This window comes from Thermococcus sp. AM4 (genome assembly GCF_000151205.2).
In the GTDB taxonomy this organism is placed as follows: Archaea; Methanobacteriota_B; Thermococci; order Thermococcales; family Thermococcaceae; genus Thermococcus.
This window is the reverse complement of the sequence record NC_016051.1, coordinates 2043335-2064394: the sequence shown is the minus strand read 5'-3', so window position 1 is coordinate 2064394 and position 21060 is coordinate 2043335. Positions and strand designations below refer to the sequence as shown.

The 21060-nt window shown below is 54.9% G+C and carries 22 protein-coding genes; 9 read left to right on the top strand and 13 right to left on the bottom strand.

Going from position 1 to position 21060, the window contains the following annotated elements; genetic code table 11:
• Positions 1-52: 52 nt before the first annotated feature.
• From TAM4_RS11345 to nadC, 5 genes are all read right to left on the bottom strand, one after another.
• Positions 53-805, bottom strand: coding sequence for an ABC transporter ATP-binding protein (locus TAM4_RS11345; RefSeq protein WP_237702097.1), 753 nt, complete (start codon positions 803-805; stop codon positions 53-55).
• Positions 798-1199: a hypothetical protein gene (locus TAM4_RS11340; protein ID WP_014123372.1), complete on the bottom strand. Its 402-nt coding sequence runs from the start codon at positions 1197-1199 to the stop codon at positions 798-800. The genes TAM4_RS11345 and TAM4_RS11340 overlap by 8 nt, the downstream gene beginning before the upstream one ends.
• Entirely contained in the window at positions 1196-1975 is a 780-nt protein-coding gene (locus TAM4_RS11335) for a hypothetical protein (protein ID WP_014123371.1), read from the bottom strand. The genes TAM4_RS11340 and TAM4_RS11335 overlap by 4 nt, the downstream gene beginning before the upstream one ends.
• Positions 1972-2862: a hypothetical protein gene (locus TAM4_RS11330; protein ID WP_148258762.1), complete on the bottom strand. Its 891-nt coding sequence runs from the start codon at positions 2860-2862 to the stop codon at positions 1972-1974. Before TAM4_RS11330 ends, TAM4_RS11335 begins: the two co-directional genes overlap by 4 nt.
• A gap of 85 nt (positions 2863-2947) precedes the next feature.
• A complete protein-coding gene (gene nadC, locus TAM4_RS11325) occupies positions 2948-3781 on the bottom strand; it encodes a carboxylating nicotinate-nucleotide diphosphorylase (RefSeq protein WP_014123369.1) in 834 nt (277 codons plus the stop codon).
• A gap of 97 nt (positions 3782-3878) precedes the next feature.
• Here nadC and TAM4_RS11320 point away from each other — a divergent pair, with 97 nt between their 5' ends.
• Entirely contained in the window at positions 3879-5120 is a 1242-nt protein-coding gene (locus TAM4_RS11320) for an NDP-sugar synthase (protein WP_014123368.1), read from the top strand.
• A gap of 2 nt (positions 5121-5122) precedes the next feature.
• Here the strand turns inward: TAM4_RS11320 and TAM4_RS11315 are convergent, their stop codons facing one another.
• The 5 genes from TAM4_RS11315 to TAM4_RS11295 all read right to left on the bottom strand — a co-directional run bounded on the left by TAM4_RS11315 (position 5123) and on the right by TAM4_RS11295 (position 8875).
• On the bottom strand, positions 5123-5677 hold the full coding sequence (locus TAM4_RS11315) for an HdeD family acid-resistance protein (RefSeq protein WP_014123367.1): 555 nt from the start codon (positions 5675-5677) through the stop codon (positions 5123-5125).
• Between the two features lie 128 nt (positions 5678-5805).
• Entirely contained in the window at positions 5806-6714 is a 909-nt protein-coding gene (gene nadA, locus TAM4_RS11310) for a quinolinate synthase NadA (RefSeq protein WP_014123366.1), read from the bottom strand.
• Positions 6715-6773: 59 nt separating this feature from the next.
• Positions 6774-7247: a type II toxin-antitoxin system VapC family toxin gene (locus TAM4_RS11305; protein WP_048150741.1), complete on the bottom strand. Its 474-nt coding sequence runs from the start codon at positions 7245-7247 to the stop codon at positions 6774-6776.
• Positions 7231-7431 (bottom strand): antitoxin family protein, encoded by a 201-nt coding sequence (locus tag TAM4_RS11300; protein ID WP_014123364.1) that lies wholly within the window; start codon positions 7429-7431, stop codon positions 7231-7233. Before TAM4_RS11300 ends, TAM4_RS11305 begins: the two co-directional genes overlap by 17 nt.
• Positions 7432-7477: 46 nt before the next feature.
• A complete protein-coding gene (locus tag TAM4_RS11295) occupies positions 7478-8875 on the bottom strand; it encodes an L-aspartate oxidase (protein ID WP_014123363.1) in 1398 nt (465 codons plus the stop codon).
• A 450-nt stretch (positions 8876-9325) separates the two neighbouring features.
• Here TAM4_RS11295 and TAM4_RS11290 point away from each other — a divergent pair, with 450 nt between their 5' ends.
• The 6 genes from TAM4_RS11290 (at position 9326) to TAM4_RS11265 (ending at position 15898) form a co-directional block, all read left to right on the top strand.
• Positions 9326-9607: a Fur-regulated basic protein FbpA gene (locus tag TAM4_RS11290; RefSeq protein WP_014123362.1), complete on the top strand. Its 282-nt coding sequence runs from the start codon at positions 9326-9328 to the stop codon at positions 9605-9607.
• A 131-nt stretch (positions 9608-9738) separates the two neighbouring features.
• Positions 9739-11721 carry an IGHMBP2 family helicase gene (locus TAM4_RS11285; protein WP_014123361.1) on the top strand — a complete coding sequence of 661 codons (1983 nt, stop codon included), beginning with the start codon at positions 9739-9741 and terminating at the stop codon, positions 11719-11721.
• A 340-nt stretch (positions 11722-12061) separates the two neighbouring features.
• Positions 12062-12808 carry an ATPase domain-containing protein gene (locus tag TAM4_RS11280; protein WP_014123360.1) on the top strand — a complete coding sequence of 249 codons (747 nt, stop codon included), beginning with the start codon at positions 12062-12064 and terminating at the stop codon, positions 12806-12808.
• A 14-nt stretch (positions 12809-12822) separates the two neighbouring features.
• Positions 12823-13551 carry an RAD55 family ATPase gene (locus TAM4_RS11275; RefSeq protein WP_014123359.1) on the top strand — a complete coding sequence of 243 codons (729 nt, stop codon included), beginning with the start codon at positions 12823-12825 and terminating at the stop codon, positions 13549-13551.
• A gap of 56 nt (positions 13552-13607) precedes the next feature.
• Positions 13608-14801, top strand: a complete 1194-nt coding sequence (locus TAM4_RS11270; protein ID WP_014123358.1) for a hypothetical protein — start codon at positions 13608-13610, stop codon at positions 14799-14801.
• Positions 14783-15898, top strand: coding sequence for a tripartite tricarboxylate transporter permease (locus tag TAM4_RS11265; RefSeq protein WP_014123357.1), 1116 nt, complete (start codon positions 14783-14785; stop codon positions 15896-15898). Before TAM4_RS11270 ends, TAM4_RS11265 begins: the two co-directional genes overlap by 19 nt.
• A gap of 9 nt (positions 15899-15907) precedes the next feature.
• Here the strand turns inward: TAM4_RS11265 and TAM4_RS11260 are convergent, their stop codons facing one another.
• A complete protein-coding gene (locus tag TAM4_RS11260; protein ID WP_014123356.1) occupies positions 15908-16216 on the bottom strand; it encodes a DUF5748 family protein in 309 nt (102 codons plus the stop codon).
• Between the two features lie 130 nt (positions 16217-16346).
• Between TAM4_RS11260 and TAM4_RS11255 the strand changes: the two genes are divergently transcribed.
• Together TAM4_RS11255 and TAM4_RS11250 are read left to right on the top strand one after the other, a co-directional pair.
• A complete protein-coding gene (locus TAM4_RS11255) occupies positions 16347-17537 on the top strand; it encodes a class I SAM-dependent rRNA methyltransferase (protein WP_014123355.1) in 1191 nt (396 codons plus the stop codon).
• 137 nt (positions 17538-17674) lie between these two features.
• Positions 17675-18967, top strand: a complete 1293-nt coding sequence (locus tag TAM4_RS11250; RefSeq protein ID WP_014123354.1) for an ATP-binding protein — start codon at positions 17675-17677, stop codon at positions 18965-18967.
• Here TAM4_RS11250 and TAM4_RS11245 read toward each other — a convergent pair.
• Positions 18953-19699 (bottom strand): RlmF-related methyltransferase, encoded by a 747-nt coding sequence (locus tag TAM4_RS11245; RefSeq protein ID WP_014123353.1) that lies wholly within the window; start codon positions 19697-19699, stop codon positions 18953-18955. The genes TAM4_RS11250 and TAM4_RS11245 overlap by 15 nt on opposite strands.
• 29 nt (positions 19700-19728) lie before the next feature.
• The gene (locus TAM4_RS11240) at positions 19729-21057 is read right to left on the bottom strand and encodes a serpin family protein (protein WP_237702095.1); all 1329 of its coding nucleotides are present in this window, start codon (positions 21055-21057) and stop codon (positions 19729-19731) included.
• Positions 21058-21060 lie beyond the last annotated feature (3 nt).

The window sequence follows — 21060 nt, the reverse complement described above, 5'->3', positions numbered from 1 at the left end:
GAAAAATGCATCGAAAGCCGAAGGGGTTCACCCGATGGCGAATGCGGTAAGGCTAAAAGAAGTCCATGAGCCAGTCTTCGAGGGTTACCGGTTCGATCGAAACGGGTCTCTGGCCGTTTCTAATCCTCTCCACCAGCTCGTCCAAATCGTTGACAACGACCGACCCATCGGGAAAGACCGCCTTGAAGCCCCGGATCTCCCGAAGTTCCTTTCCGTGGAGGTTTCTGAGAACCTTTCCGTTGTAGAGCACGACGAGGCTGTCTATTTCCTCGATGTTCGTGAAAACGTGGGAGACAATGACTATGTTGCGCTCTCTCTTGAGCTCCATGAAAACCTCCATCATCCTCTTCTTGGCCACTATGTCCACGTTGCTGAAGGGCTCGTCGAGAAAGACGACCTTTGGCGAGCCAACGAAGGCACTCGCGACCAGGAACCTCCGTTTGTATCCCTGGGAAAGCTCGGAGAACCTCTTTGACTCAACGCCACGGAGCTCGAACATCTCCATCACTTCCCTTGAGTTGTCCTCGCCCCGCCACTCACCTACGGCACTGAGGTACTCACCGACTCTCACCGAGGGGGACAGGTTGGTCTTCTCAAAGGAGAAAGCGATCTCATCCGGGCCCAAATCCCGGTAGTCCCTGCCCATTACCCTTATCTCCCCCGCGTCAGGATGAGTTATGCCGCTCAGTATCTTTATGAAGGTGGTCTTTCCGCTTCCGTTGGGCCCAAGGATGAAGGAGAGCCCCCTGCCCAGCTTGAAGCTGACCCCATCGAGGGCCTTCGTGTCCCCGTAGGACTTACTCAAACCCGAGCACTCTAAAAGCATAGCCGAACACACCCCCCGCGAGGACGACTCCGAGAAGAATGCCCCAGGGCTTGTCCACTTTCGGATGGAGCTCAACCTCGACGTCGTCGCTCGTGTTGAAGACGCCGACTAACCTAACCGCACGAAGCGACGTTCTGAAGTGGCTTCCCTGCTTACCCTCCGCCGTCAGGACCGTAACGTTTGCGCCGATAACCGAGTACTCACCCGCGAGCGGCAGCGTTGTATCGACGTACTGAACCGTGTACGAGCCCGGACTGTAGCCGGTCTGGTAGAACACAACGTTCACTTTCTCGTGGGTCATGGACTGGAAGAGCAGCAGGAGGAAGATGGCAAAGAGCATCGATGAAGCTAATAGGGTTTTGAACAGCCTCAATAGTACTCACCCCGTTCAAATCTGTGAAGCGCGAGGAAAGCTGAGACAAACAGAAGGCCCAGCCCCGCGATCGACCACGTGTTGAGCAGCTTTACATCAACCCAGAGGGCGTTGAGGAGCCGGTAGTAGGGAAAGAGCAGATCCCCTGCCCCGGTGAAGGAAGCGAGGGAAACGAGAAAGGAAACAACGAGTGGATAAGCCGGTTCGCGGGTGTAAAATCCCGTGAGGGCGGTGAGCGCCACACCCCACAGACCCGAGAGGAAGAGCACGACTGAGAGCCAGAGAAGCTTCCCAATGTCAAAAGAGAGTCCAACCTTCAAGGGGAAGACCGAGTACGCAAAGAGGGCCAGAACCATCGAGACGTAGGCGGTGTACACGATTATGGGGGCGGTCCTGTAGAGCAGGACCCGTTTCTTGTTCCTCACCAGCCCTATCTCAAAGGCAACCGTGCCGTCGGAGAGCGGCCGGATGAGAACCAGAGAGGAAACAAGGGTAATCCCGATGAAAACACCCAGGAGGAGAACCCGCAGGCCCTTCGTGAAGACGTCCTTCTGAACCTCCGAAACCTGATAGAAGAAATCATCCAGTCCCTCCAGGGTTCGGTGGAGGGAAGCGTTCAGCTGATCTGGCGGCGTTAGGAAGGAGCGCTGGGTAACGCCAACCGAGATGGGCTCGTTCATGACGTACCACGCCGAGCCCGCAATGAGGAGGGGAAGGAGGAGCATAACGGCGAGCAGGGACCTTTTAGAGGAAACCTCGACCCCTATCGGCTTCAACGCCCACCCCTCCTCAGCAGGACGGCACCAACGGCGGCGACGATTATCGCCCCAATTCCGACGGGTTTGAGGAGATCCCTCTTATCTGAGGCACTCTGATCCTTCAGCTCATCCGGACTCGATGGGATGTAATCAACCGAGAGAAGAACGGGCCCGGAGAAGACCCCGAAGGGATCGCGGGGATAGAGGGCCATTATGCTGAGCGGTTTGTGGCCTGAAAAACTTCCGATAAGGTAAGGCGTACGCTGAACGAAGCAGTTGGATCCCTCTGTCACGTTCAGCTTCCTCTGGAGTTCCAGGGGCAGATCGTTGCAGATGGTGTAGTTGAAGTACCTCCTGCTCCTTACCTCAACGCTGTTCACTTCAATCGGCTTCGTATAGACTTTGACGTATTTTTCAACGAGCTTTACCGTTCTGTTGGAGGGAGGCTGGAATGGCCCGGCTACAGTCTCCCGCTTCAACATCTCACCCAAATGGAAGAAGGTCTTGCTCTCGGGGGAGACGATGTACAGCGGAAAGAAAGCCCCCTGCCCATTGAGGACGAAGGTGTTGGTTCTGGATTTGACCCTGAAGGTCATGTTTATCCATCTGCCTGTCAGGTTGAGGCGGGGAAACTCGTCGATTATAAGCCCCCTTATCCCTACCAAGGAGATGTCGCCGAGATCCTTGGCGGTGACGTTCATGACGAGCAAAGTGTACGAATACTGAACTGCGGCGGTTTCGTTAATGAACATAGACACAGAGTACGAGTTCTCTCCAGTTTGATTTATCGAATTCACATCCACTAAAAAGGCCCCCGCTGAGACGAAGCTGGCAGTTAGCAACACCAGAACGACCGCGATGGGAAGGAAAACCACTCCACGACCCTTAACGATTCTCTCTGCCATCCCCACCGACCCCCCGATTACTCTACACGTGAAAATTATAAAAGTTGCGGTCGGTTAGAAAAACAAACCCAGCTGAAGAAAAAATTCAAATCTTCCTAATAACTTCAAGGCTCACGTCAAAGTTCTTAACCGAGTGGGTGAGGTAGCCGAGGCTTATGACGTCTATGTCGAGCTTTGCGTACTCCTCAATGTTCTCTGGTGTTATCCCGCCGGAGACCTCGATCTTCACCCTATCTCGCAGGCCCTCGCGCTTTAAAGCCTCAACCGTCCCCGCTATCTCTTTCGGACTCATGTTGTCGAGCATTATCACGTCTGCCCCGGCTTTTGCCGCCCTGAGGGCGTCCTCAAGGCTCTCCACCTCGACCTCGACGACCTTGTAAACGCTGAAGGCTTTAGCGCGCCTTATTGCTTCTTCCAGCGGAACCAAAGCCAGGTGGTTGTCCTTGATGAGTATCGCGTCGCTCAGCGAGAAGCGGTGTGGTTCTCCACCGCCGAGGAGGATGGCCTTTTTGTCTATCGGCTTTAGAAGGCTCTTCCTCGTGCCAGCTACACGGACCTTCGGGTTTACCGCTTTGACTCTCTCGACGAGGTTTCTAACCTCGGTCGCGATACCACTCATCCTGCCCATGACGTTAAGAGCGGTCCTCTCGACGAGCAGAATGGCCCTCGCATCCCCCTCAAGCTCGAGGATTACGTCTCCCCTTTCCACTTTCTCGCCGTCGCGTTTTCTGACCAAAACATTGACGCCAAAGTGCTCGAAGAGGGCCTTTGCCTCCTCAACCCCCGCTATAACTCCGTCCCCCTTGGCTATGATTACCGCCTTAGCTTTAGTTCCCTCAGGAATCACCGCCTCGCTCGTCACGTCGCCGAAGGGGGAATCTTCCTCAAGGAACCTCAGCAAGTAGTCAAGCTTTACCATCGAGCAACCCCCCCACTTTTGCCATCTTCCCATTCATCCACAACCTCCGGGGAATACCTTTTAATCATTGAGGGGGCTAATTAATAGGGGGATTCCAATGATCAAGAAAGCGGTTATACCGATAGGGGGTGAAGCGACGAGGCTCAGGCCCCTCACCATTGAGACCTCCAAGGGGCTCGTAAGGCTCTTAAACAAGCCAATTCTCGAACACTCCATACTGAACCTCGCGAGGGACGGCGTTGAAGAGGTTTACCTCGGTGTCAAGGGCTACGTCAACTACACGACCCTCTTCGATTACTTCCGCGAGGGCTACTGGCTGAAGAAGAAGTACGGGCTCGATAAGGAGGTTAGAATAAGGTACATGCCCCGCTACGAGAGCACCACGAACGGAGACGCCGTATGGTACACCATGCGCTACTACGGTATTAAGGAGCCCGTGGTCGTCATTCAGGGCGACAACATCTACCAGCTCAACATAGCCGAGATGTACGAGTGGCACAGGAAGAAAGGAGCCTTCATGACGATAGCGCTCCAGCCGGTGGACGACGTGACGGGCTTTGGAGTGGCGAAGATAGACGACGATTACAGGATAGAGTACTTCGTCGAGAAGCCGAGGCCGGAGGAGGCCCCGAGCAACCTCGCCAACACGGGCATATACATACTCTCAGAGGACTTCTGGAGCTTTCTCGAAGATGAGTGGGCGGCGGAGATGCGCGAGCGAAGAAGGCTGGACTTCGGAGGCGACATAATCCCCGCGCTCATAGAGCACGGCTACGACGTCTACGGCTACCCCATGAGGGGATACTGGTTCGACATAGGAACGCCCGAGAGGTACCTGAAGGCCGCGATGTACCTGCTCCACCACTTCTCCCCAGAGGACATGGAGGCCGTTGAAATAACGCGGGACGTGTACATGCAGGGCAAGTCGGAGATGTCCGAGAGTTTGAGGCGCAGGATAAGGGACATGATAAAGCGCGGTGAAATACTCGTTGAGGGCAAGGTCCTGCTCGGCAGGCACATCTCGATAGGAAAGGGAACGGCCCTGGAGGACGCCATAATCGACAACTACTCCATGGTCGGAGAGAGCTGCGAGATCCTCCACTCGGTCGTCATGGACAGGGTAAAGCTCGGGAACAACGTGCGGATAATGAACTCGATAATAGGGCGGCACGTGGAGATAGGTGACAACGTGAGGATAGTGAACTCGGTCATAGGAGACAACGCGATAATAAGCGACAACGTGAGGATGTACAACGTCAAGATATGGCCCCACGAGTTCGTCGAGAAGGGCGCGACGCTTGAGCACTACACCGTGAGGCACACGGCTCCAAAAAGATGAGATCAGGAGGAAGCCTCCTCCCCCGAGGCCTTGGCCGCGAGCGCTATCGCCACGAAGTTTGCCCCGCTCATTATCAGGTCCACCGAGACGTAGAGACCAATCGCCCACAGGCTGGACCAGGGCCACTGGAGCACTATGAGGAGACCCAGCAGAACCGTTAGGAGGCCTGAGAGAACCATCGCGAGCCACTGGTTCACGTCCTTGTTCTGGAAGGCAACGCCTATCCTGATCGCTCCAATGACGATGAGCGAGATCCCGAGGAGCAGAGTCAGCGTAGCGCTCGCGAGAACCGGGTTCTCAAGGGTAAAGAGACCCGCCAGAATGTACACCAGACCCATGAGCGTGTGAAGACCCGCGCTCTTCCAGTCCTTGGCCTTCATCAGTCCGTGGAGCACCTGGAGTACACCACCCACGAGCATAAAGGCTCCGAACACCGCCACGCTGCCCAGCGTCATCAGCGGGAGCATCATGAGCCCGGCGAAGCCTAAGGTCATGAACACAACGCCAAGCAGGAGCATCCACACCCAGTTCTTCTCCATCATCCCGTACTGAGCCATTCTACCACCTCCGAGGTTTTGTCAGTTTTAGTTACATTTTGTATTTAAAAGATTTTCGAAGAAGGTCCGAACTAACAGAGCTCAAAACCCAACCGGAAGAAGAGAAGAAGAGAGAAAGAAAACCCGGGTCAGCTCATCTCAAGCATTTTCTCGATGGCCTTCTTAGCTTTCTCGGCTATCTCAGCTGGAACCTCCACCCGGTATTTCATATCCCTGAGAGACTCGTATATGCTTCTGAGCGTTATCGCCTTCATTCCAACGCAGACCGCGTCCTCCCTCGCTGGATAGAACTTTATGTCTGGATACAGCTTGCTCAGCCGGTAGACCATCTCCCTCTCGGTGAAGACGACCCACTCGCTCCACTCTTTAGCCCTCCGTATCATTCCGCCGGTGGAGACTATTATGTCGGCCCTCTCCTGCACTTCTGGCTCGCATTCGGGGTGAACCATGAGCTTTGCCTTCGGATGAAGCTTCCTTGCGCGTTCGACGTCTTCAACTGTGAACTTCCTGTGGACGTAGCAGTGGCCGTTGGGCGGGACTGGGATTACCTTCTTGCCCGTCATTCTCGCGACGTAACTCGCCAGGTTCTTGTCGGGACCGAAGATTACAACGTCGGAATCGAGCTTTTCGATGATTTTGACGGCGTTGGCCGAGGTAACGGTTACGTCGGCGTGGGCCTTGGCCTCGGCCGAGCTGTTCACGTAGAGAACGACCGGCGCGTTGGGATACTGCCTCTTAGCTTCAAGTATGTGCTCAACTTTAAGCATGTTGGCCATCGCGCAGGTTGCCCTTCTCTCGGGCAGGAGGACAGTCTTTTCAGGGTTGAGGATTTTAGCGGTCTCGGCCATGAAATCGACGCCCGCGAAGACTATGACGTCGGCATCAACGTTTATGGCCTTCCTCGCGAGTTCGAGGCTGTCCCCAAGGAAATCGGCTATATCCTGAACTTCGGGGAGCTGGTAGTTGTGGGCCATGATTATCGCGTTGCGCTCCTCCTTGAGCTTCTCAATCTCGGCAATCAGCCTCTCCTTGTCCATTTCACACCCCTCAGCGGGGGTAGAAGAGGGGAATTAAAAGGGTTTTTGGACACCTTTGGTTATGGGGGACTCAGGACATCCCTGAGATGTTCTTCTGTGGTCTCCCTCAGGAGCAGTGGGGTGACTCCAACGCTTTCCGCGTGTCTTGCCATCTTAACGTCGTCGGTTATCAGAAGGCCACCCATTAGCTTTGCCAGTGCAATGAAGTATGTATCAAATCCAGAAGCTCCAGTAAGGGACGCAACATCAAGGGCTTCCTCAAAAATCTCGTCTTCTCCAATTATTGAGTAAGAAATCGAAAGGGATTCAACAACTTGAGGAATGACGTCTCTGTGGCCGTTTCTCCTGAGCACGCGGGCAATTTCCACAAGCCCGGCTCTTGGAAGAGAGACCTCGTGATTATCGCACAATTTAACAACGAGTCTTGCCTTTCTGTGTGTTTCCAGTTCTCTTTGATAAATATCCTCAGGCAGACCTTTCCGAGGGAGTAACAGGGCCTTTGCCAAGACACTGGTGTCAAGAATCACCCTCATCTCTATCCCTCACAGAATCAAGGGTTTCATCAACGTTCTCCCTCGCCTCAAGCTCCAGCTCCTCAATAAGCTCAGAGAACTTTTTCTCTTCGATGTAAATCACTATTCGCTTCGATGGAAGTGAGAGGGGTTTTAGGGGCTTTATAACACCGTTCTCATAAACGGCCTCAATCACCTTGGGCATTTTCTCACCATCGAAACTTCGACTTGAGAATTTAAAAGGTGAATGGTCAGAGCCTGCACTTCCCATCGAAGAAGCTCGGTCTCTCGAAGGTCTTTCTCATGACCGGAAAGTCCTCGCGGTAGTGGCTTCCCCTGCTCTCTTCCCTCGCTAAAGCGCACTCGAGAACGCCCCTTGCAAGCAGTTTCAGCCTCGGGTCGGCCTCGACTTCCTCAAGCTTCCTGAGGCCCTCCCTGAGGGCTTTCGCGCTCCTGACGATTCCGGCGTGATTCCAGAGCAGTTCCCTCAGCGCGTCCACGTCCCCGGGCTCGTGGCCGTGGTAGGCCGGTTCCTTAACCTCTCTGCACCTCGGTCTTTCCCTTGCTATCGTCCTTGCAACTTCAAGGCCTGCAACGAGGCACTCAAGGAGGGAGTTGCTCGCTAACCTGTTCGCCCCGTGGAAGCCGTTGCAGGAAGCTTCGCCTATCGCGTAGAGGTTCTTTACGGGCGTTCTGTACCAGAGGTCAACCGAAATTCCGCCAATCGTGTAGTGGGCTATCGGCGAGACCGGGATTAGATCCTTCGATGGGTCTATCCCGTCCTTCCGCAGGAAGGCGTATATCTGAGGGAAGCGTTTCTTGAAGTTCACTATTCCGGTCGCGTCGAGGAAAACTCTCTTTCCATTCTGCATCTGGCGGTAGATTGCCCTCGCCACGATGTCCCTCGTTGCCAATTCGTTCACGAAGCGCTCTCCCTCGTCCGTTACGAGCTTTGCTCCCGCACCTCTAACGGCCTCGCTTATCAGGAAGACGCCGTTCTTTCCGATGTAACCTGTCGGATGAAACTGGACGAACTCCAAATCGCGAGCGGAAACGCCTTTCATTATCGCGTCGCCGATGAGAAGGCCAGTGTTCTCTGGAGAGCCGGCAGTGAACCTGAAGAGTCCCGAGAATCCTCCGGACGCGATAACCGTCGCATCGAAGCGGAGGAACTCGCCATTAACAAAGACGCCGTAGGCCTTCCCCCTCTTTATCGCGAGCTCCTCAACTTTTCCTCTGACGAAGTGAACGCCAAGCTCCCTGGCGCGGAGGTGGAGGAGCTTCGTGACGTGCTTGCCGGTCTCGTTTTTAATCGTGAAGACCCTGTGGAACGAGTGACCACCTTCAGTCTCGCTCGCCTCGAACTTCAGGCCGAGGGAGAGCAGGAAGTCGTAGGCCTCGCTCCCCTTCGAGATCACGTTCCAAACGACCTCGCGGTCGTTGAGATACTTTCCCGCTTTGATTGTGTCGAGAACGTGAGCCCCAATCGAGTCGCCTTCGAGAACCGGAAAGGCTATCCCGGCCTGAGCGAGGTAGGAGTTGCTTCGCTTTATTCCGGGGCCGATGAGCGTAACTTCAAAACCCCTCTTGGCGAGCGCTATGGCCGAGGTTAAGCCAGCTATTCCATCGCCGACGATTCCAATTTTCATCCCACCACCCGGGGGAAGAAGAGAGGGAGAACTTAAACGGTTTTCCATTTAGCGGGCGGGGAGTTTAGATGGTGAAATCGAACCACGGGCCTGAGCAGACGAATACATTCGAACCCGAACCTTTACTTTTAGCAAGTTTACAAACGTAAAGCTTTAAAACAGATGTATACATCCGCGCACGGTGATAGCATGAGGAAGCTCCTGATAGCACTCTCCTACGCTGCCCCAATCCTGCTGGTGATGGGGCTCCTCGCTCTGGCGGCCTGACGATAGCTTTGCAAGTTTCAGGCAAATATTCAATTTTTCCCCGGAATTTCTTGTGATTTTGACATTTTTCCAATCAATGTCGCGAAAACCTAATATAACTCCATCCCATCTCAATAGCGGTGGTTTCCATGGTAGGAAGGATCCAGGAAAGAGTAAGGGGGGAGGGCCAAACCCTCCGCTGAGTTGGCGTTTGGTTTCGAGGAGATACTGGAGGAAATCCTGAAGGAAGGTCTCTTCTGGGCCGCCTGGGGACGGCCCTCGGAGGTCATGCCGTTTCTGAGGGGAAAGCTTTTGGGCAATGGGTTCAGTGAAAGCTCCAAGAGACAGCTCGAGTGGCTTCTCGACGAACTTGAGAGGTTCTACGAGCGCGTCGCCTGCTGTGGCAGGGTCGAAGAAAAGCACGTCAGGGCAATCAAGTCCTTCCACCGGGACATCGTCTCGGTGATAGAGACGGACGGGGCTTAGCTTTTTAACCCCTCCCCTCTACCCTCTCAGGGATGATGAGGGAAGTTTCGTCCGAGCGGTGAGGGAACTCGCATGGGCTGACCACCCTCAACCTTTTAAACGGCTCTTCTCTTCGCCCTTCGGGAAGAAAAATGAGCGAAAACGAGAAGCTCTCAAAGTTCATCGCCAAGCTAAAGGTTCTCATCGAGATGGAGAGAAAAGCTGAGATAGAGGCCATGAGAGCAGAGATGAAACGCCTTTCCGGCCGCGAGAGGGAGAAGGTCGGAAGGGCCGTTCTCGGCCTCAACGGAAAGGTAATCGGCGAGGAGCTCGGCTATTTCCTCGTCAAATACGGGCGCGAGCGGGAAATCAAGACGGAGATAAGCGTCGGCGATTTGGTCGTGATTAGCAAGAGAGACCCGTTGAAGAGCGATTTGGTTGGAACCGTCGTCGAGAAAGGGAAGCGGTTCATAACAGTGGCTTTGGAGACCGTCCCGGAGTGGGCGCTGAAGAACGTTAGGATAGACCTCTACGCCAACGACATAACCTTCAAGCGCTGGCTCGAGAACCTTGAAAACCTCCGGGAAAGCGGGAGGAAGGCTCTGGAGTTCTACCTCGGCCTGAGGAAGCATGAGGAAGGCGAAGAGGTTGAGTTCACGCCCTTTGATAAGAGTTTAAACGCGAGCCAGAGGAGGGCGATAGCGAAGGCCCTTGGAAGCCCGGACTTCTTCCTGATTCACGGGCCGTTCGGGACTGGAAAGACGAGGACACTCGTCGAGCTGATACGGCAGGAGGTGGCGAGGGGGCACAGGGTTCTGGCCACTGCAGAGAGCAACGTGGCCGTTGACAACCTCGTCGAGAGGCTGGTTGATTCCGGTCTGAAGGTCGTCCGCGTCGGACACCCGAGCAGGGTCTCCAAAAAGCTCCACGAGACGACTTTGGCCTACCTTATGACCCAGCACGAGCTCTACGGCGAGCTGAGGGAGCTTCGCGTAATCGGGGAGAACCTGAAGGAAAAGCGCGACACCTTCACCAAACCGGCTCCGAAGTACAGGCGCGGGCTGACCGACAGGCAGATTCTCCGCTTAGCTGAGAAGGGAATAGGAACGAGGGGCGTTTCAGCACGGTTAATCCGCGAGATGGCCCAGTGGCTCAAAATCAACGAGCAGGTGCAGAAGACCTTCGACGATGCGAGGAAGCTGGAAGAGAGAATAGCAAGGGAAATAATACGGGAAGCCGACGTCGTTCTGACGACGAACTCCTCGGCCGGGCTGGAAGTAGTTGACTACGGCTCATACGACGTCGCGGTGATAGACGAGGCGACGCAGGCGACTATACCGAGCGTGCTAATTCCAATCAACCGCGCGAGGCGCTTCGTTTTGGCAGGAGACCACAGGCAGCTGCCCCCGACGATACTCAGCGAGAAGGCGAAGGAGCTGAGCAAGACGCTCTTCGAGGGTCTAATCGAGCGCTATCCCGGGAAGAGCGAGATGCTTACAGTTCAGTACAGGATGAACGAACGCCTAATGGAGTTTCCCAGCAGGGAATTCTACGACGGCAGAATCGAGGCGGACGAGAGCGTCAGGGGAATAACGCTGGCCGATTTGGGGGTAAAATCGCCGGAAGAGGGAGATGCGTGGGCCAAAGTGCTTAAACCGGAGAACGTGCTCGTCTTCATAGACACGGCCGGAAGAGAAGACCGCTTCGAGAGACAGCGCTATGGAAGCGAGAGCCGTGAGAACCCGCTCGAGGCGAGGCTCGTGAAGGAAGCCGTTGAGGGTCTCTTAAGCCTCGGGGTTAAGCCCGAGTGGATTGGAGTTATAAGTCCCTACGACGACCAGCGCGATTTGATAAGCTCGCTTTTGCCTGAAGAAATAGAGGTCAAGACAGTGGACGGCTATCAGGGCAGGGAGAAGGAGGTTATAGTTCTTTCGTTCGTCCGCTCGAACAGGAAAGGTGAGCTGGGCTTTTTGAAGGATTTGAGGCGCTTAAACGTCTCGCTGACGAGGGCGAAGAGGAAGCTGATTCTGATAGGCGACTCCTCGACGCTGAGCTCGCATCCCACTTACAAGAGGCTGGTAGAGTTCGTGAGGGAGAGGGAAACCTACGTTCCTTTGAATTCCAACGGAGAGTAGTTGCTGGAAGGGCACGCGCCTTTGGTTGTTTTTCAACGTCTCCATTACAGGATAGGATAATCCCCCACAGTGCAGGAGAATGAAAACTGCGCTCAAAGTGGATCACGCTGTGATCAGAAACACGAGTAATGTCGTTCTCGAGTTAGGAAAGGAACTCGGTCTCCAACCGTCCATCGATGCCCGTTTGAGCTCCAAAATTTAGGCATCTTTCATCATAGTCTCGAAAGCTTTTTATAATATCTCAGCCCAAAATCAAAACGAGTGCCATCACATTGGAGGAAAGTTTAAGGGCATTACAAACATAACAGTTATCGGGTCACAGAATGGAGAGGGGATTGGCATGAGCCGGTATGATGTTGACAGGGTGAAGACTGGGATTCCCGGTCTTGACGATCTAATTGAAGGGGGATTCCCTAAGGGAACGACTGTTCTTGTAACCGGCCCCACCGGAACCGGAAAGACGACGTTTGCAGTCCAATTCGTTTACAAGGGGGCAGAACTCTACGATGAACCAGGGGTAATAGTCACGCTCGAGGAGAGGGCCCAGGATCTGAGGAGAGAGATGCTCAGTTTTGGGTGGGATCTGAGAAAGTACGAAGAGGAAGGGAAGATAGCCATCATAGACGGCGTGAGCTCCGCCGTTGGGCTCCCCTCTGAGGAGCGCTTCGCCCTCGAGGAGGGTCTCAACATAGAGGGGTTCCTCCGCTACATCTATAGGGTTGTTAAATCCATAAACGCCAAACGTCTAGTTGTTGATTCGATTCCCTCCATTGCAATCAGATTGAGGGAAGAGCGGAACATACGCGAAGTCCTGCTCAAGCTCAACACGATTCTCCTTGAGATGGGAATAACGTCTATTCTAACCACAGAGGCTGAAGATCCGAAGAGGGGTAAACTCAGCAGGTACGGGGTGGAAGAGTACGTCGCCAGGGGCGTTATCCTGCTGGACTTCATCGAGAAGGACGTGGAACTGAAGAGGTACCTCCTGATTAGAAAGATGAGGGAGACCAAGCACGCGATGAAAAAGTATCCCTTTGAGATAACAGAGGACGGCATCGTCGTCTACCCGAGCGGAGAAATATACTGAGCACGGTGGTCGAGTTGGATATCGAGAGGATAGAGACCGGGGTTATTGATGGCCTTATTCAAGGTGGTATCCCAGCGGGCAGTGTTGTGCTCGTATTAGGGGATCCCAAATCAGGTAAGACTACCTTCCAGACCCAGTTCCTCTACACCCAGACCGTCCTCAGGGGCACCCCTGGCCTCGCGATCCTCGTGGACATGCCTAAGAGGGAATTCCTTGAGAACGCCCGCCTCTTCGGCTGGGACTTCAGCCCGATACTCGACGAGTACCTGTACCTCATCGACGCCTACTCCCACAGGATAAAGAGCGCCCCCAAGTTCTCCTTCACGGAGGACGTCATCATAGACCCCTCCAACCCTCTCCAGATAGCCAGGTTTGTAAGGGAGACCACGACCGGCCTGATCTCCGGCGGCTACACCGGACAGCTGGTCGGTATCATAACTTCCCTGACACCGCTCTTCTTCGAGAGTGAGCTCATCGACATATACAAGTTCCTCGAGGAGCTCAAGGACATCGCCCACAGGCACAAGCAGGTCTGGCTCATCGAGATAAACACGGGCATCGAGAGACCCCAGGTCGAGGCGATGGTAAAGGCCATAGTGGACGGCGTCATCGAGATGAGGATGTTCGAGGAGGGCAGGACCCTGAGGCGGTACATACGGGTGTACGGGATGAGGAGAACTCCCCACTCCCTCTCGTGGTTCCCCTACGAGATAACGCCAACGGGGCTCGCGTTGAGGGGGTAGCCAGTCTACTGTTGTGAATAGTAAAGCTTTTAAATTTTCGTGGTTATCTTTTCTTGATGACTGCCGATAGGAGACTCTACATCTCGCTCGCACTGGTTGCGCTGCTCTCAACTGCCGGCCTCTTCACCCTCGGAAAAAGCACAGATGGAAACGCCAAAATCTTCGTGGGGATCTGCGTGAGGGCAGAGAAAAGCTACTCCCTTCTCTTCAACTCAACCGATACCCTGCTCGTCCCCGGGCGGCTTAAGGTCGGAAGGCTGTACCTCATCAGCGGAGAAATCAAGGAAACGAAAGCCGGCCTGAGGGTAAATGGAAGGTACTCCATAGAAGAACCGCAGACACGTCCGGCGTGGCTTGAGGAGATTGAAGGTGCTTACTGGACGAGGGGAAGGAAGCAATACGTTCTAACCCCAGATTGGGTGGAACTCGGCAGGCCGCTCGACGTCCGGAAAGGAAACCTCGTAAAAGCCCTCGGCGTCAAATACGGCTCAAAGTTCTACCCGATGGAGGTCATCAGCGCGGAAGAGCCGCCAAGATCGATAAGGGACGGAATGCCAGCGCTGGTAAGGGGAACGGTCCTCGGCACGTTCGGAAGCGATAACAGGGTCGTACTGTGGAACGGAAGCGAGAGGCTGTATGTCTACCTCCCCCACGGCCAGAGCCTTGAGAGGGGCCTTCTGGTTGAGATCCTCGGCAGGATCAGGATAACGTCGAGGGTGAACGTTTACGTGGACGACATGAGCGACGTGAGAAAGCTCGGCCACCCTAAGGCGCTGCCAGTGGGGGAAACCTCGATCGGGGAGATAGGCGAAGGAAGATGCCTCGTCCTCAGGGTTATGAAGAGCGGCCTTCAGCTTAACTGTACAGCCCTAAAGCTCAGGGGATTCGAGGCAAGAGCCGGGGATACGGTAGAAGTCAGGGCCCTCAACACGGGTTCCAGTCTGGTCTGTCTGGACTGCCGTCTGAGCCTTCCGAGGGAAAGGCTCCCCAACGGTGTATGCAACTTCCGTGAAGGGATGTTCTCAAGGGTAAGCGGAAGGGTTGAGTGGGTGAAGAGGTACAACAACGGCTTCACGCTCGCCAACGTAACGAGCGGGAAATGCTGGGTTCTCCTAAAGCTCCCAAAATCCCTCGGGGTCGAGGTTGAAGAGGGAACGCGTGTAACCGCCTACGGAACCTTCACAGATTACAGGGGGAAGCCCGCCCTACAGGTGAGCTCGGGGGATGACGTTTGCTCCGGGAACTGCTGATCGGCCTCTTCCTCGGAACCTTCACCGGCCTAACGCCGGGGATACACGTGAACACCCTCGCGGGAATCGAGAGCTCCTTTGCGGTGCTCCTCGCGATGGGCCTTACCCACACCTTCCTGGACGCGTTTCCTTCGACGTTCCTCGGCGTTCCAGATGAGGGGACGGCCCTCGGGATCCTCCCAGCACATAGGCTGGTTTTGGCCGGAAAGGGCCCGGAAGTGCTCAGGATAGCTCTCCTCTCAAGCCTGCTCGCGGTGGTCTTTACGATCCCCCTCCTGCCCCTATACTCCAGTTTGGCCGCTCGCTACTCACCATCCATAGGAAAGGCCGGAGCGCTGTTCCTCCTCGCATTCCTCCTGCTCGGCGGAAGGGACAGAGCTTTCAGGGTGATCGTGATTATGGCACTCTCGGGAGCCCTCGGATGGGCGGTTCTCAACGGGACGAACCTTAGAGAGCCCTTCTACCACCTCTTCACCGGGTTGTTTGGAATTCCCGTCATGATCGCGTCTCTTCGGGGGAGCACATCACTCCCAGAACAGGATGAGAACCCCGAGATCGAGTGGGAGCCTCTAATCACGTTTTCGATCGCCGGAACGCTCCTCGGCATGATCTCGTCCCTCCTCCCGGCTTTCACTGCCTCGATCGGGGCCACGATTGCAACGCTCTTCTCAAGGGACGAAAGGGGATTTCTGGCGGCTGTTTACTCCATAAACACATCGAACTTCCTCTTCGGGATCATCAACTACTTGATAACCGGGAGAACGAGAAACGGCATCGCCGTGGCGCTGAGCAAAACGGGAACCGAGCCCCAGGATCTGGCGGTGATTTTAACCTCGGCCCTCCTCATCGGCTCGCTCGCGGTTCTGCTCGGCCTCGCCATCTCAAAACCATACCTGCGGATCGTAACGGCCTTAAACTATCGCCTCCTGAACGCCGTCGTTGTGCTGTTTCTCCTCGGCCTTTCCCTCTATTTTGACGGTCTCTACGGCCTCTGGGCTCTACTCACCGCGTCGGCCATAGGTTACCTGGCACAGGAACTCGGTGTCAGAAGAACGAACTGCATGGCCGTTCTGATAGTGCCTCTTCTCATAAGGTGAGAAAAGGGATCAGGAGCCCTTTTCCTTCGCTATCCTCTGGAACTCGGCGTAATCGGTAACGATTCTCTTTCCGTCGAGGGTCTCGAAGTAGACCTTCTTCCTCTTTATCTTCTTAACGTCGGTGTACTTCATCTCGGGGGGATCGTAGGAGCCGGGCTCGACAACTTCGTCCTCAACAACGTAGGTTTTCAGCTCTGGCTGGCCGATGTACTTCCAAACCTCGTAGAAGACCTCGGGGTCGAGGTGTATTTCCCCCTCGATCTCAATCCAGTCCGCCCCGATGTCCTCAAGAAACTCTTTGACGACCTCAAAGTGCATAGAATCACCCCCGGAGTATATACGCTCCCCGGAGTTAAATACCTATCGCTGGGGAAAATGGAAGATCCCAGAGGAACACCGACTCGGGCAACCTTTTAAAGCGGGGCGCGTACTGGCCTCGGTGGTGAAGATGGCGAGGGTAATCGTTGACGCTCAGGCGGCGAGAGCGATCGGAAAGGGCGCGATGATAGTGTTCAAGAAGGGAGTGGTGAGGACCGAGGGCGACTTTGAGCCGGGAGATATAGTCGAGGTCTACACTCGTGGCGGCAAGTTCCTCGGCAGGGGCTTCGTCAACCCCAACTCGAACATAATGGTCCGCCTGCTCATCAAGGACAGGGAAACCCCGATAACGAAGGAGCTCTTCAAGGAGAGGATTAGGAAGGCCAACGAGTACAGGAAGAAGGTTCTCGGCTACGACAAGGCTTACAGAATGGTCTACGGCGAGGCAGATTATCTGCCAGGCCTTATAGTCGATCGCTTCAACGAGATAGCCTCAATCCAGATTTCGAGCGTTGGCATGGAGCGTTTCAAGCTTGACGTTGCAGAGGCCATAATGGAGGCCGAGCCTGAAATAGAGACCGTCTTCGAGAAGAACACCGGGCGCTCGAGGAGAAGGGAAGGTTTACCGGAGATAGAGCGCGTTCTCCTCGGTAAGGAGAAGTACAGAACGATAATCGAAGAGGGAAAGGCCAAGTTCATCGTCGACATGCGGGGACAGAAGACGGGCTTCTTCCTCGACCAGCGGGAGAACAGAATCGCTTTGGAAAAATACGTCAAGCCCGGCATGAGGGTTTTGGATGTTTTCACGTACACCGGTGGCTTCGCGATGCACGCGGCCGTTGCAGGTGCCGATGAGGTCGTCGCCGTCGACAAGTCGCCCTGGGCAATCAACATGGTGAAGGAGAACGCGAAACTAAACGGCGTCGAGGATAAGATGAAGTACATCGTCGGCTCGGCCTTCCCTGTCATGGAGGAAATGATAAAGAGGGGCGAGGAGTTCGACATCGTAATCCTCGATCCCCCGGCTTTCGTCCAGCACGAGAAGGATCTCAAGCGCGGGCTCAGAGCGTATTTCAACGTGAACTACGCCGGTTTGCAGCTGGTGAAGGAAGGGGGAGTCCTCGTCACCTGCTCCTGCTCCCAGCACGTTGACATGCAGGCCTTCAAGGACATGGTCATCGCCGCTGGGGCGAAGGCCGGCAAGTTCCTCAAAATGCTCGAACCTTATAGGACTCAGGCCCCGGACCACCCGATACTCATGGCCTCGAAGGACACCGAATACCTTAAGTGCCTCTTCCTCTACGTTGAGGATATGCGGTAGGGACGATGACGAGAAAGCACCTCCACTGAGACCGGCGTGAGTGCTGAGACGCCCACGGTCCGAGTCCCATTACGGTCGCTCTACCGACCGAAATCCTTTTCTATTTGGTTGTTCAAACGACCAAAATAGGTGGGAATATGGTCGAGATAACGGACTATCTTTTAAAGCTCTCCGCGGAGTTGCCCTCAAGGTTTGACTACGCGAGGAAGCTGAGGAAGCGCTTCCTCTTTGAAGAGCTTTCCGGTTTTGTTGATGCCTATATCGATGGTAGTAATCCTAAGACAGTCCTCCTACCGGGCCTCAGGGGAACTGGAAAGACAACTCTCCTCGGTCAGCTCTACTTCCATACCCTCTCGCAAACGTCAGACGTGATCTACATCTCCGCAGATGAAGTCCGCCTGCTCGGTTTTTCCCTCCACGAGGTCATTGAGCGATACTTCGATGTTTTAAGACCAAAAAGGCCGGTTCTCCTGCTCGACGAGGTTCAGTACGCTGAAAACTGGGATTTAACCCTTAAGGTTCTTCACGATAGGCGAAAGGCCCTGATAATTGCCACAGGTTCGTCCGCCCTAAAGCTGAGAGAAAGCCCCGACCTCGCGAGGAGAGCTATCCACGTTGACGTAAAACCCCTGAGCTTCGTTGAGTACCTCCACCTTCGCGGGAAGGACGTTGAGAGAATCGGCCTCGATGCCCTCTTTGAGTTCAGGACTGATGAACTCGAGAGGGCGCTTTCCTTGGGGGCCCGCTATGCCAGTGAGACGGAGAATTATCTAAAGCTCGGCTCACTTCCCCTGACGCTTGAGATGGATGAGCGACTGGCGTACGATGCTCTCTTTTCCCTTCTTGAACGGATAGTCTACCGCGACCTGCCGGAGTTCAGGAACTTCGACTCGTCAACGCTGGATTCAGCCCTCAGGCTCTTAACCCTCCTCGCAACGCCCAAGGGAGAGCGCTTCAGCTACGAGAAGCTGTCAAAAACCCTTGGGATATCAAAGAGCACCGTTATAGAACTCGTGAGGGCTTTCGTCGCCAGCGGACTGCTCATCGAAATTCCTCCAATTGGCGGCCTATCAAAGAAAATCCGCAGAAGTCCGAAGCTCAAGTTCTTGGCTCCCTCGCTCAGGGCATCGCTCCTGTCCAAGTTTGAAGTCGTTGAACTCGCCCCCCTGCTCGAGGATGCCGTTGCGCTGTATCTCTCGGGTGAAGGTGTTCTTGAGTACGAACCCGGAAAGGGTGGCGCGGATTTCGTCCTCACGCGGGCCGGAAAGCGTTACCTCATCGAAGTTGGCCTTGGGAAGTCTGACTACGCCCAGGTTAAGAGGAGCATGGAGCGAACCGGGGCGGACTTCGGAATAGTCATTGGAAAGGAGTTTGAAGTCAGGGAGAACCTCCTGATGATTCCATGGTGGGCGTTCCTAAGCCTTGTTTAGTATCAAACTATGCCTCCACCGCGTCCCAGCTTTAAAGCGAACGCCCCTCACCGAGTAGCCCAGCTCCTCCCCCTTTTCCGTTATGGCATTTATCAGCTCCTCCTTGTCGGGCAGGAAGAGGGCCACCCTACCGCCGGGCTGCAGGTAGTCCTTCGCTTCCTCTATCAGCCTCACCGAGAAGGCCTCGCCGTACTTTCCCCCGCCAACACCTTCCCTCTCCGTTAAAACGCCTCTCGTCGGCCTCTCGTAGTATGGCGGGGCGGAGAAAATCACATCGAAGCTCTCGCCTTCGGGAATTACTCCCCTGATTATTCCCCCGTCGCTCTTGATTAGCCTGACCTTGGCGAGGTTTCGCTCGATGTTCCTCCTCGCGTACTCGAAGAACTCATCGTCCAGCTCCGTTGCCGTTACCTCGCAGTTGAAGAGCTTCTCAGCGAGAAGCGCCATTATCGCGGTGTGTCCCGTTCCAATCTCCAGAACCTTCTCCCCACTCCTCAAAAACGTCTTCAGGAAGAGGTAGCGCGATATTTGGGGCGTCACGAGACCGCGCGGGTGGTATTCTATCTCCAGCCCGAAGAGGGCCTTCGCTATGGCTCTGTTGTAGAGTATTCTGGCTTTTCTGTTTGAGAAGTCGAGCCTTCCGCGCTCGTCGAGGTAATTGCTAAGCTCCGGAAAGAGCTTTACCGCCTCTTTCACCGGCAGTCCTAGCTTTCCGTCCTTCCAGAGGGGCATGGAAAAAGTTGGAGAGGGAGCTTAAAAACTCAGCCCTTCGGGTTCACGAGGCGTCCCATGAAGAGTACAAGCCCGCTGTCCCTGTCGACGATGAAGAAAAGGAACGGGTGGTCCGCCTTGAAGATCTTGTACTCGGGGGTTTCTCCATGGGCGGAAGTCAGCGTTATCACAACGGCTGTCGCCGCGGCCGCCTCGGTTCCGTTCTCGGCGACGCTTATGAATGCCTTGTGAACAACGTCGCTTATCGCCAGCGGCTCATCGGAAATTCCCGAGAAGTCCGCTTTATCAGTAAAGGCCAACCCCATTCCCATCCTAATCAGAACTTTCTTCAGGTGATAGCCGCTCTCAAACTTGAACTTCGGTATCGTCACCTCAACCTCTTCCCGCCTCATTGAATCCAGAACCCATCTGAGAAATTGAGGGCTGAGGTTTTCCTCGATGTCCCCAAGGCCGTCAACCCTCTTCGGGAGGATTATTACCATGCTGAAGTTGCCCGATCCCGAGCTCCTGTACGGGAGCTCGAGGGCCTGGAAATCTCTGGTCTCCGCGTAGTTGAACCATCCGAGCCGGGTCATCATGGGAACCGTCACGTTCCCCCCGTCGGAAAGCTTGAATGTGTCGTTGTGGGTCTCACCGGGATTGAATGGAAGCGTCCAGTTGGCCTTGAAGTAGATCGCGTTCGTTATCACAAGCCTCGTGCTGATCGGGAGGTCCTTCACGAGCTCCTTTATCCTGCCGTTCGTCTCGTTCTCCACCCAGGAGTTTATCGCGTTCTCAGCGCCCTGGGGATCGTTTACGAAGTCAACCTCCCTAACCTCGCCGAAATAGTATCTCCTGATGACGCTCAGGTATTCGTTTTTCACTGGAAAGCCCCTCTGGAGCCAGAGAGCGTTGGCCACGTTAAGCTCAATTCCGGTGGAATTCCTGAGACGGAGGAGAAGTCCTCTAAACTCAAGTCTCATGAGGGAGTCGTTTTCGGGCAGGTGGAGAACCGCGGCCATCTCCCTGGCGGTTTCACCCCGCGCCCCCTCGTAGGCCATTGTCAGGGCCGTATGGATGCTGAAGGGCGAGAAGAAAACGTTTCCCCCGTTTTCAGCGAGATGCTGGTACAGGTCGAGCGCAAAACTCACCTCCCCCGCAACGACCCCCGTGGAGTTTCCAGATAAAGGCGAGTAGCGGTTGTGATCAGAAACTCCCCCTGCCGAAGTGTTCTCCGGTGAAGAGCTCTCCAAGACTTTTCCTGGAACCGTTGAAGTGCCGTTTGAAGGGTTCTCGAGTGTGCTTTTGGTACCCACACAGCCCGAGATGAGGAGCACCAGCAGGACGACGGCGGTTACCCTGACCAGACGCACCTCCACCAC